Origin of the sequence: Winogradskyella schleiferi (genome assembly GCF_013394655.1) — a bacterium.
Classification (GTDB): domain Bacteria; phylum Bacteroidota; class Bacteroidia; order Flavobacteriales; family Flavobacteriaceae; genus Winogradskyella; species Winogradskyella schleiferi.
Genome location: NZ_CP053351.1, coordinates 1,355,160 through 1,365,781, shown reverse-complemented (window position 1 = coordinate 1,365,781; position 10,622 = coordinate 1,355,160). Strand labels below are relative to the sequence as shown.

Below are 10,622 nucleotides of genomic sequence, written 5' to 3'. Positions count from 1 at the left end.
CAATTTTGTATTTTCGGTTATTAACCAAAACTATGCATATCTAAACATATTTTGACTTTATTTTATTATTTTGTGCTAAATTAAGATTAATGAAACCAATTTTAGAGCAAATAAATTTTAAGGAATCTCAGCAGTCCTTTAAATTCTTTAAACGAGTAACCAAAGAATTTATGCCCTATTGGCATTTTCATCCAGAATTGGAATTGACCTTAATATACCGTGGCCAGGGTACCCGTTTTATCGGTGATTCCATATTGCCGTTCAGTGATTTGGATTTGGTTTTGGTTGGAAAAAACTTACCTCATCATTGGGTTAGTCAAGCAAATGACAATGACCAGATAGCCTATATTTTACAGTTTTCACATGAACTTTTTACAACTTTTAGAGAGTGCGATCGTTTAAAATTCATATTTGAAAAAGCTAAAAGAGGTGTTCTATTTAAAAATCCAAACAGTCAACTAATAAGTTGTATTAAAGAATTTGAAGAACTCAATGAACTAGAAAGGATTAGTGCTCTAATAAAATTACTAGGAACTCTAGAGGCTCATCAGGATTATAGTCTATTAACATCTGAACAGTATAAAGTAAGACTAGAAAAAGTTTCGGGACAACTAAAATTTTCCCGCATTAACAACTACATACTAGAACATCTCGACAAAAGGCTTACAGTAAATGAAGTTTCTGAAGTTGCGCATATGGTTCCACAGTCTTTCTGTCGTTGGTTTAAGAAACACTCTGGGCATTCATTTATCAGCTTTGTAAATATAACAAGAATAGAGAATGCCTGTCAGCTTATGCTTTCAAAAGATTTGTCTATACAAGCCATAGCCTTTTCGGCTGGATTTGAAAGTATCAGTCACTTTAATCGAACATTTAAAAAAATAAAAGGATTAAGTCCGAGTGAATACAAAAAATCAAATTTGAAAATACTATAGTGTTAAAATGAAGCACAACGTTGTTGTATATGGTTTGTTGCGTGTTTTAAGCACCTGCTTTAGTAAATAATTACCAACCAAGAAAGTCCTCGCGGACTTTCGTAAGTAGACTAGAACTAGCAATAAATTATATACGGCTTAAGTTTACAATTCATTAAATTAGAGCATAAATCAGAAAAGACAAAAGAGAGGAATAAGGTTAATATATACGCAGAAGCTTAAGACTTCGTCAACATTGTAAATCCCCTCTCTTTTCTACACAGATTTCGTACAGTTCTGTGAGGCTTTTAGACCTCGATTTTAAGTCGTTGAAACTCGCGTAGATCGTCCTTTCAAAAAAAACATTTTCTTATGAATAAAGATATTAAATATTTTGGAATTGACATTAGTCATTTAGTTTTCGATGTCACCGATTCTGATGGTAATTATTATCAGTTTAAAAACAATGAATTTGGCTTTAAAAAGTTTACGAAACTTTTAAATAATAAGAGTCATTGCGTCATGGAAGCCACAGGTTATTACCATTATCAGTTGGCTTATCATTTACTGGAATCTGGTATAAAAGTATCGGTGGAAAATCCATTGTCAGTGAAACGTTTCATACAAATGGGACTATCAAAAGTAAAGACCGATAAGAGCGATTCCAAACTTATATGTGCTTATGCTGAGCAGGTAGAATTAAAGCTATGGATAGGTAATTCTAAGGAAGAAATAGAATGCCTCCAAATCGTCAGAACCCTTTCTGTGTATACAAAACAAAGTACTATGCTAAAAAACAAAATACACGGTGAAGCTGTTTTGGGCAATCCAAGTAAGATTGTTGTAACGTCTTTAAAACGTAGCTTAAGGCAACTGACAAAAGAGATAAAAACCTTAGAGGAAATGCTTTTGGTTTTAGTAAAACAATCGCATCAGGATCTGTTTACACGTTTAAAGACCATTCCAGGTATTGGTCCAAAAACAGCTATTATGTTGGTGGTTTTAACAGGTGGTATTGATCGTTTCAATAGCGCATGTGAGCTGTGCAGTTACGCAAGTCTGACTCCAGTAATTAGGCAAAGCGGAAGTAGTGTAAAAGGCCGACCGAGGATAAGTAAAATAGGAAACCAGAAACTGAGAAATTTATTAATTATATGCAGTTTTAATGCATGTAAATACAACAAAGCTTGCCGAGATCTTTACGAGCGAATAGTAGCCAAGGGAAAGAGTAAAAAATTGGCATTAATTGCCGTGTGTAATAAACTACTAAAACAGGCCTTTGCAATCGCAAAATCAGGCTTGATATATGATGCAGAATATAAAAGTACGTTAGTGAAAAATTAAATGGATTTTACTTGTTTTTTACCACAGTACTTTGTTGTGTGCTGCCTTTAATTTTTCTCAAATGTAAGATAATCAGTACCACCATGTCCTCCACTAACATCTATTAGTCCAATTTTTGTAGAGGATTGAGAGATAAAATCCCAATCATCATTCAAATCTTCAAAATCATTAGTCAAATTGAAATTGATATTAAAGTCCAAATCGTCTTGACTATCATCATTACTATTACTATCTGTAATACTCCAAGTTCCGTCATAATTATTAGTTCCATTATTTGCGTTTAAAACGCCTGTACTATTAAATGTGAAGTTGTAACCTTGGAAATGATTAGTTTCATCTGTTCCCGAGTCAATAAATTTAGTTATTCTCCAAATTCCACTTTGAACATTACTTTGTACCGTAGTTTGGGTATTATTAGTTGGATTATCATCAGTTGGGTTATCATCATCCTTACTACAAGACACAACAAATAGCAAGCTAAATATTCCTACTATTATTGATGTTAATTTTATCATTTTCATAGTCTAATTATTTATCTTTTGCAGGACATGTTTTGATTCCAAACGGTGCATAAAGTGGACAAAAGCTAATCACACTTGTTAAAACGAAAACTCCTGCAAGCACCAATAAAACAATACCTAATGTACCTGATATTGTTCCTGTAAAATAAAGAATACCAACTATTGCAGCGATTATAACTCTTATAATTCTGTCTGCTGAACCCATATTTTTTGTCATAATTGAAAATTTTAAATTATTGAAATATTACCTTACAAAGGTAAATAGTCTTCTAGAGATATGCAGTGACTGTAGTCACCACTCGTCAATAATTCTTATTTTACCTGACTTTTGTTCAACTTTCCCATCTGTTTCAAGCTTTTTTAAAACTCTAGTAACTACTTCACGAGCAGTTCCTAATTCATTCGCTATTTGGGAATGACTCATATTGACAGAATTGTTATGACTTAATTTAGTTTTCTTCTTTAAATGTTCGTAGAGTCTTTTATCCATCTTATCTAATAACAAACTACCTATTGTGTCTAATAGCTCCGTATATCTCAGATTAAACTGATTGTAGAAAAGTTCATTGAAGTCTGGGTATTCTTTTAACCAAGTTGGTAATAAATGAACGGGTAACAAAAGAACTGTTGAATCTTCTTCTGTTTGTGCAAATACTTTACTCGGTGTATTTTTTAAAGCCGCATAAAAAGACATTACGCAGCTTTGGGCAGATTCGATATAGTAGAGTAGCAATTCTTTCTCATCAAATCTTGAATATACTTTTATCAGGCCATTAACAACAATCGGTAAAACTTTGACATACTGTTGTTCCCTTAAAATTTCACTTCCTTTTGGAAATTCCTTAATGCTAGATTCTTGCAGTATTTTTTCAACCAAATCAGGTTTAAGAAAGGATAATATTTTTCTGTCAAGTTCCATTCTTTATTTATCTGGTTCAATATGTATTAAAACGTGTCCTAAATTTGGTATTTCATTGCGTAAATGGTCCTTTAAATAATGTGCAATATCGTGGCCATCCTTAACAGAAATTTCTCCATTAACAATTGCGTGTAAATCAACGTGGTATTTCATTCCTGCTTTTCGAATAAAACATTTTTCTGTTCCAACTACACCTTTGACTTTTAAAGATTCTTCTCGAATTTCTTCCAATAGGTCATCATATAAATGCTCATCCATAATTTCTCCTAAAGCAGGTCTAAAAATCAAATAGCTATTGTATAAAATAAAAGCAGAAGCTAATAAAGCTGCCCAATCGTCAGCCGTTTCATATCCTTTTCCGAAAATTAAAGCGATAGAAATTCCTATGAATGCCATAATTGAAGTAATTGCATCACTTCTATGGTGCCAAGCATCTGCCTTGAGTGAAGTGCTATTTGTCTCCTTACTTTTTTTTATTACTATTCTAAAGGACACTTCTTTCCATATGATAATTACACCAAGTACAATCAAAGTCCAAGATTTTGGAACCTTATGAGGCGTCTGAATATTTTGAATGCTTTCGTAGGCAATAATAGTTGCTGATGTTACAAGAAAAGCTACTACTAAGAATGTTATTAGCGGTTCAATTTTTCCGTGTCCGTATGGATGATTTTTGTCTGCTGGTCGTTTGGCATATTTTAAACCAAATAATACAAGTAGAGAAGAGAAAATATCGGTTGTTGATTCTATTGCATCAGCAATGAGCGCATATGAATTACCAAAGAATCCTGCAAGTCCTTTAATCAAAGCTAAACTGGTGTTTCCAATTATGCTAAAATATGTAGTTCGTATTGCAGTTTGTTCGTTATTCATTCAGTTTTTCAGGTTGCACACAACGGTTTCGTGTATGGTTCAGTTGCGTTGGCTAGGACTAAGTTAGTAAACAAAAACGAACCAGAGGAAAATCCGCGAGGATTTTCGTAAATAGGCGAGTACTAGCAATGAATTATACAAGGTGTTGTGCATAGTTTTTTCTTAACCCGCAACTCCGATAAATATTAAATACTCAATTTCTGCATTATAGATTTCCTGTAATTCCTTTTTTGTCAGGCCAACTTTTTCCTCATTCAGAGCATATTCTACCATTTGATTTATATACAATTCGACATTAGAGTCAGTTTCGTTTTCAGGGTTCGGATTGTCAGAGTTAAGTCCGATTTTATCCATAAAGTTTATTTCAGCAACCAGAGCTTCACGAATCAAATTCAAGTCAGATTTTTTCTTATTTAGCTTTAATGCAATGAAACAAGTCGCCTCGTCCAAATCATAAATTTCTTTTCCAGCGTTATTTTCGTTCACAGTACAAATTGGGTTGTTTTTACAACCGAAAAATGAGAGTAAAGTCAAGATGAATATTTTTTTCATTTATTGTAGTTTTTTATTCAATTCTGTATTGTCGTCTTGATTCAGCATAATAGTCAGATTCCTTATTTAGTAAGCTTTCTTCAAACTTGTATTTCAGATATTTCATATCCAATTCGGTCAGAGAAACAGTCTTTTTTCCGTTCATAAAGTTTTCTATTGCTTTTTTGTGATAAGCGCAAAAAATTGCCCAAACCATCAACTTTATAAAATCAGATTCATTTTTAGTTTTTATTTCGGCGTCATCCCAAGAGTCCGATAAAGTTTTAAAATTCCTACTATCTTTCTCAACCATTATTCCGTCCGAAATATCAATCTCAGATGGATAATATTTAATTGTCAGATTATAAATTTCCTTAAATGTCAATTTTTATAGTGTTTTGGTAAATTATGCACAACACTCGTATAACGTTACTCAAGCTATAAAAATAACGTTATTTCGATTAAGTCTGCACGTTTTGGGTCTATTGATATGCGAAGTTCGACTTTTTAAAAAAGAAAGTCAATACGTAGCTTTACGTATTTTTTATATAAACGTATGTTTCTGTTTTTACAGCAGATTAAAATTGCTAATCGTTTAGCATATCTCAATAAGGCTATAGGCCGCAGGTAAAAAGCGTTTGTCACGCTTCCGTAGGGCTTTTTCTAAGGGCATATCCATGTTAATTAAATAAGCTAATTCCAAAACCATCACCACCAGGTAATAAATACTTTTCACCATTAACCTCCTGATAAAACGCCACACGCGCCACAGCTATCAAAGCCCCATCACCCGAAGGCAATCCGTTTACGCTAAGGTCAAAATCTGTAACATCAAAATCGCGCCCAATCAAAATAGGTTCTGCCATGGTTTGGCTATAAGCATAGGTTTCAAAATCGAAACGTACTACCCCAACCACTATTTCCATAACATCAGCCCCTTTCGGAAATTTAGCCGCAGCAACACTAAACTGACTTACGTAAAACACCAAGTTATCCCAATCAAAATCATAAACACAGTCAAACAATTTAGGGCGGGCAGTACATATTACAAAAGCTTTAAGCAAACCCTTACCCAGGTCATTAGTATATCCAACACTTACCTTACGTTTACCGCGCTCAGACGTCAAATCCAAATCTTTTATACCAAGAAACAAACGCATCAACCTACTATGCAAAGTCCCATCCTTATAACCAGTAGTAAATGGCACAATGGCACGTTTAAAATGCTTATTCACTCCCGAGCAACCAGCAAATTCACTATTGCTTTCGCGCACACGCGCCATACTTGGACTCGTCTTTATCGCCTTAGCAGTAAAGCCACTACCAGCACGCCGTGCAGTAGGCACGCCCTTGCGATAATAAAAATTAATACCACCCAAAGTACCTTCAAAAAATACAATTCCAGCCTGTTTTGCCATAACGCACACATTTTCAAGATACTAAAGATATAAAAAAGAATAAATAAACAACCTATAGACAAATTATATATCGACTATATGCCGACTATACACCGATTATATATCGTATAATCAGTATTAAACAAACCGTTTATAATACAAAAAATCCCAAGCCAAAGACCCAGGATTCAATTATTCATTTTTAATTTTATAACTATTAATTATCCTTCTTCAGGATGCATAAACTTCTGCTTAGCCAATAACACCTCTTCCGATTCTACATGATCTTCATCTGGCACACAGCAATCCACTGGACATACTGCCGCACATTGCGGTTCCTCATGAAAGCCCATGCATTCCGTGCACTTATCTGGAGCTATATAATAAACTTCATCATCAATAGGTTCTTGTGTTTCGTCTGCATCTACTTCTTTACCACTTGGCAAAACGACTTTACCAGATAAACTTGTACCATCAGAATAGCGCCAATCATCTGCACCTTCGTAAATAGCAGTATTTGGACATTCTGGCTCACATGCGCCACAATTTATACATTCGTCAGTGATTATTATTGCCATAGTATTTTTATGTTTTTCTTTTTTTAATCTGTTCGTTATAATTCTCTAAAGGTCAGATTGAATTCGCAAATTTTAATCCTTTTAATGAATTAAACCTTTTTGTTGCTCATTTCGTTTGCTTAATTTTGCAATCGCCTTGTCAGCTAAAACGAACACAAAAATAAAGCCAAAACATCGCATAACCAAACCATATATGGATTTACAACAAAGAATTAACGCTTTTGTAAAATTAGGCCGCTTTTTAAATCAATTTCAGAACGAAGAAGGCATTAAAGATCACAATGTTGAATCCAATGACCTATTTTTTGATGGCTTTAAACATCAAATGAAATTAGCTCAAGAATCCAATGGTTGGTTTACAAAAAGTAATATTTATTTCACATTAGAAAATTGGTCTAATGCACTGACTGAAAGCAACATTAATAATTGGTTAGAAAAGTATCAGTTTAACATTGAAAACCCTCAAACTGTTGCCATAATTATGGCCGGAAATATTCCGTTAGTTGGATTTCATGATTTTTTAAGCGTACTAATTTCAGGGCACAAGGTATTGGTAAAACAATCCTCTAACGACAAACACCTACTTCCGTATTTAGCTAAATATTTAGAAGTGGTAGAACCAGAATTCAAAGGGAAAATTCAATTTACGGAAGAAAAATTAGAGAATTTTGATGCTGTTATCGCCACAGGAAGCGATAATACTGCGCGTTATTTTGAATATTATTTTAAAAACAAACCTTCAATCATAAGAAAGAACAGAAATTCTGTTGCTGTACTTACAGGAAATGAAACTAAAGAACAATTAGAAGCACTGTCTGATGATATCTTTAGATATTATGGTTTAGGCTGTAGAAATGTGTCTAAATTATTTGTGCCAAAAGACTACGATTTCCAAGCGCTTTTTAAAGCCGTCTATAAATGGAACGCTATCATTCACCAAACAAAGTACGCCAACAACTACGATTACAATAAAGCAGTGTATTTAATGAGTGAGTTCAATATGTTGGAAAATGGATTCCTTATGATTAAAGAAGATGAGAGTTATGCCTCGCCTATCGCCACACTTTTTTACGAATATTATAGTACAACTGAAGACCTCAAACAAAAATTAGAAACAGAGAAGGATAAGGTTCAATGCGTTGTTGCCAATGGATTCCATAATAACGAAATCGAATTTGGCCATACCCAAAACCCAGCGCTATGGGATTACGCAGATAATGTAGATACTATTGAATTCTTGTTAACAATATAGCCGAAAAATTATCAATTTCATAACATAATTTAAGCAATTAATTAGCACCTTTGTAGCTGTTTAAAATAAAAAAACAGGGGCGATTTTGACGGATCCTGAAATAAATTCAGAATAAAATGAAAAAACATAATTTTAGCGCAGGACCATGTGTGTTACCAAAATCGGTAATGGAACAAGCAGCGGCAGCAGTTTTAGACTTCGACGAAGGCTTATCACTTTTAGAAATATCGCATCGTAGCAAACCATTTGTAGATGTAATGGAAAACGCTAGGTCTTTAGCTTTAGAATTATTAGGATTGCAAGGCAAAGGTTACAAAGCCTTGTTTTTGCAAGGTGGAGCTAGCACTCAGTTTCTTATGGTAGCCCTTAATTTATTGGAAAAAAGAGCTGGTTATTTAAATACAGGTACTTGGGCAGATAAGGCCATTAAGGAGGCTAAAATTTACGATGACATTTACGAAGTGGGTTCATCAAAATCAGCAAATTATAATTATATACCAAAAGGTTACGACATTCCTGAGGATTACGATTATTTCCACTGTACATCCAACAATACCATTTTTGGAACGCAAATGAAAAGCTTTCCAAAATCGCCAATACCAATGGTATGTGATATGAGTAGTGATATTTTTTCGCGTCAATTGGATTTCTCTCAATTTGATTTAATTTATGCTGGCGCACAAAAAAATATGGGTCCAGCAGGAACAACGCTGGTAGTCGTTAAGGAAGACATTTTAGGCAAAGTATCTCGAAAAATCCCATCTATGATGGATTATAAAGTACACATCAGCAAAGGAAGTATGTTCAATACACCTCCTGTATTTGCGGTATATGTATCAATGTTAACTTTACAATGGCTAAAGGATTTTGGTGGCATTAAAGCGATTGAAGCGGAAAATGATAAGAAAGCAAGTCTGATCTATTCAGAAATTGATTTAAATCCATTATTTAAAGGCTATTCTGTTAAAGAAGATCGTTCCAATATGAACGCCACCTTCACTTTAGAGAATGAAAACTTAAAGGAAACCTTTGAAGCGATGGTAAAGGAAGCTGGCATCAATGGTTTAAATGGTCATAGAAGTGTTGGTGGCTACAGAGCTTCGATGTACAATGCTTTATCATTGGATAGCGTAAAAGCATTGGTTGAAGTAATGAGTGAATTGGAGAGTAAGGCTTAAAAATCCCATCCTCAGTCCTTCCCAAAAGGAAGCAAGATGAGACGGAAAAATACGAGTCAGACAAAAAATAAATTAAATATTAATTAAAATTACCCAAACAGTTCCCTTTCCTATGGAAAGGGTTAGGGATAGGACATGAAAGTATTAGCAAACGACGGCGTTTCTCAAAGTGGTATCAATGCATTGGAAGCTGCTGGGTACGAAGTTATCACCACAACAGTTGCACAAGAGCAATTACAAAACTACATCAACGAAAACCATATTGATGTGCTTTTAGTGAGAAGCGCAACAACCGTAAGAAAAGATTTAATAGACAACTGCCCTAGCCTAAAAGTCATAGGTCGTGGTGGTGTGGGCATGGACAATATCGATGTGGACTATGCGCGTAGCAAAGGACTAAAAGTAATTAACACACCAGCTGCATCATCACATTCGGTTGCTGAATTGGTTTTTGGACACTTTTATGGATTGGCTCGTTTCTTACATAACTCCAATCGTGATATGCCTTTAGAAGGCGATGCCAACTTTAAAGGTTTAAAGAAAGCTTACGCAAAAGGAACAGAACTTAAAGGAAAAACTTTAGGTGTTCTTGGTTTTGGCCGTATTGGTCAGGCCACCGCAAAAGTAGCCTTAGGCGCAGGAATGAAAGTGGTTGCTTTCGATCCCTTTTTGGAAAAGGCAGACTTACAATTGGATTTCTTTGACGGACAAAAAGTGAATTTTGAAATTAAAACAATTTCCAAAGAAGAGGTTTTAAAACAATCCGACTTTTTAACCTTACATGTACCAGCACAAAAAGATTATGTGATTGACGAAGCAGAATTCAAACAGATGAAAGATGGTGTAATCATAGCTAACGCTGCACGTGGTGGCGTTGTCAACGAAGTGGCACTCGTAAAAGCTTTAGAAAATGGAAAAGTAGCTAGAGCAGCTTTAGACGTGTATGAAAAAGAACCTAAACCAGAAGTTCAATTGTTAATGAATCCTGCGTTATCATTAACGCCTCATACAGGTGCAGCAACCAACGAAGCACAAGATAGAATTGGAACTGAATTGGCCGAACAGATTATTGCTATTCTTGGTTAACAAAAAAATGTGACCTTAACAAATAAAAT

Annotated in this window: 13 protein-coding genes; 5 read left to right on the top strand and 8 right to left on the bottom strand. The window is 34.4% G+C overall.

The window, feature by feature from the left end; translation table 11 throughout:
- Window positions 1-89 precede the first annotated feature (89 nt).
- Window positions 90-935: an AraC family transcriptional regulator gene (locus HM990_RS05910; RefSeq protein WP_178988045.1), complete on the top strand. Its 846-nt coding sequence runs from the start codon at window positions 90-92 to the stop codon at window positions 933-935.
- Between the two features lie 351 nt (window positions 936-1,286).
- Complete coding sequence (locus HM990_RS05905; protein WP_178988044.1) at window positions 1,287-2,258, top strand: IS110 family RNA-guided transposase; 972 nt, start codon at window positions 1,287-1,289, stop codon at window positions 2,256-2,258.
- Window positions 2,259-2,305: 47 nt separating this feature from the next.
- Here the strand turns inward: HM990_RS05905 and HM990_RS05900 are convergent, their stop codons facing one another.
- The 8 genes from HM990_RS05900 to HM990_RS05865 form a co-directional block, all read right to left on the bottom strand.
- Window positions 2,306-2,779 (bottom strand): hypothetical protein, encoded by a 474-nt coding sequence (locus tag HM990_RS05900; protein ID WP_229719387.1) that lies wholly within the window; start codon window positions 2,777-2,779, stop codon window positions 2,306-2,308.
- Window positions 2,780-2,786: 7 nt separating this feature from the next.
- On the bottom strand, window positions 2,787-2,996 hold the full coding sequence (locus HM990_RS05895) for a YgaP family membrane protein (RefSeq protein ID WP_178988043.1): 210 nt from the start codon (window positions 2,994-2,996) through the stop codon (window positions 2,787-2,789).
- 75 nt (window positions 2,997-3,071) lie between these two features.
- On the bottom strand, window positions 3,072-3,698 hold the full coding sequence (locus HM990_RS05890; RefSeq protein ID WP_178988042.1) for a Crp/Fnr family transcriptional regulator: 627 nt from the start codon (window positions 3,696-3,698) through the stop codon (window positions 3,072-3,074).
- Window positions 3,699-3,701: 3 nt separating this feature from the next.
- Window positions 3,702-4,571: a cation diffusion facilitator family transporter gene (locus HM990_RS05885; protein ID WP_178988041.1), complete on the bottom strand. Its 870-nt coding sequence runs from the start codon at window positions 4,569-4,571 to the stop codon at window positions 3,702-3,704.
- A gap of 162 nt (window positions 4,572-4,733) precedes the next feature.
- Window positions 4,734-5,123: a hypothetical protein gene (locus HM990_RS05880; protein WP_178988040.1), complete on the bottom strand. Its 390-nt coding sequence runs from the start codon at window positions 5,121-5,123 to the stop codon at window positions 4,734-4,736.
- Window positions 5,124-5,136: 13 nt separating this feature from the next.
- Entirely contained in the window at window positions 5,137-5,487 is a 351-nt protein-coding gene (locus HM990_RS05875; RefSeq protein ID WP_178988039.1) for a hypothetical protein, read from the bottom strand.
- 295 nt (window positions 5,488-5,782) lie between these two features.
- A complete protein-coding gene (locus HM990_RS05870) occupies window positions 5,783-6,520 on the bottom strand; it encodes a hypothetical protein (RefSeq protein ID WP_178988038.1) in 738 nt (245 codons plus the stop codon).
- A 200-nt stretch (window positions 6,521-6,720) separates the two neighbouring features.
- On the bottom strand, window positions 6,721-7,077 hold the full coding sequence (locus tag HM990_RS05865) for a 4Fe-4S dicluster domain-containing protein (RefSeq protein ID WP_178988037.1): 357 nt from the start codon (window positions 7,075-7,077) through the stop codon (window positions 6,721-6,723).
- 193 nt (window positions 7,078-7,270) lie between these two features.
- Here HM990_RS05865 and HM990_RS05860 point away from each other — a divergent pair, with 193 nt between their 5' ends.
- From HM990_RS05860 to HM990_RS05850, 3 genes are all read left to right on the top strand, one after another.
- A complete protein-coding gene (locus HM990_RS05860) occupies window positions 7,271-8,329 on the top strand; it encodes an acyl-CoA reductase (RefSeq protein ID WP_178988036.1) in 1,059 nt (352 codons plus the stop codon).
- Window positions 8,330-8,445: 116 nt separating this feature from the next.
- Window positions 8,446-9,507, top strand: coding sequence for a 3-phosphoserine/phosphohydroxythreonine transaminase (gene serC / locus HM990_RS05855; protein WP_178988035.1), 1,062 nt, complete (start codon window positions 8,446-8,448; stop codon window positions 9,505-9,507).
- 135 nt (window positions 9,508-9,642) lie between these two features.
- Complete coding sequence (locus HM990_RS05850; RefSeq protein ID WP_178988034.1) at window positions 9,643-10,593, top strand: D-2-hydroxyacid dehydrogenase; 951 nt, start codon at window positions 9,643-9,645, stop codon at window positions 10,591-10,593.
- The last annotated feature ends 29 nt before the right edge of the window (window positions 10,594-10,622 follow it).

Coding starts and splice junctions, on each gene's coding strand:
- HM990_RS05885 (WP_178988041.1), bottom strand. CDS start 4,571: ATGAATAACGAACAAACTGCAATACGAACTACATATTTTAGCATAATT.
- HM990_RS05860 (WP_178988036.1), top strand. CDS start 7,271: ATGGATTTACAACAAAGAATTAACGCTTTTGTAAAATTAGGCCGCTTT.
- HM990_RS05880 (WP_178988040.1), bottom strand. CDS start 5,123: ATGAAAAAAATATTCATCTTGACTTTACTCTCATTTTTCGGTTGTAAA.
- HM990_RS05865 (WP_178988037.1), bottom strand. CDS start 7,077: ATGGCAATAATAATCACTGACGAATGTATAAATTGTGGCGCATGTGAG.
- HM990_RS05905 (WP_178988044.1), top strand. CDS start 1,287: ATGAATAAAGATATTAAATATTTTGGAATTGACATTAGTCATTTAGTT.
- HM990_RS05850 (WP_178988034.1), top strand. CDS start 9,643: ATGAAAGTATTAGCAAACGACGGCGTTTCTCAAAGTGGTATCAATGCA.
- HM990_RS05870 (WP_178988038.1), bottom strand. CDS start 6,520: ATGGCAAAACAGGCTGGAATTGTATTTTTTGAAGGTACTTTGGGTGGT.
- HM990_RS05910 (WP_178988045.1), top strand. CDS start 90: ATGAAACCAATTTTAGAGCAAATAAATTTTAAGGAATCTCAGCAGTCC.
- HM990_RS05895 (WP_178988043.1), bottom strand. CDS start 2,996: ATGACAAAAAATATGGGTTCAGCAGACAGAATTATAAGAGTTATAATC.
- HM990_RS05890 (WP_178988042.1), bottom strand. CDS start 3,698: ATGGAACTTGACAGAAAAATATTATCCTTTCTTAAACCTGATTTGGTT.
- serC (WP_178988035.1), top strand. CDS start 8,446: ATGAAAAAACATAATTTTAGCGCAGGACCATGTGTGTTACCAAAATCG.
- HM990_RS05900 (WP_229719387.1), bottom strand. CDS start 2,779: ATGAAAATGATAAAATTAACATCAATAATAGTAGGAATATTTAGCTTG.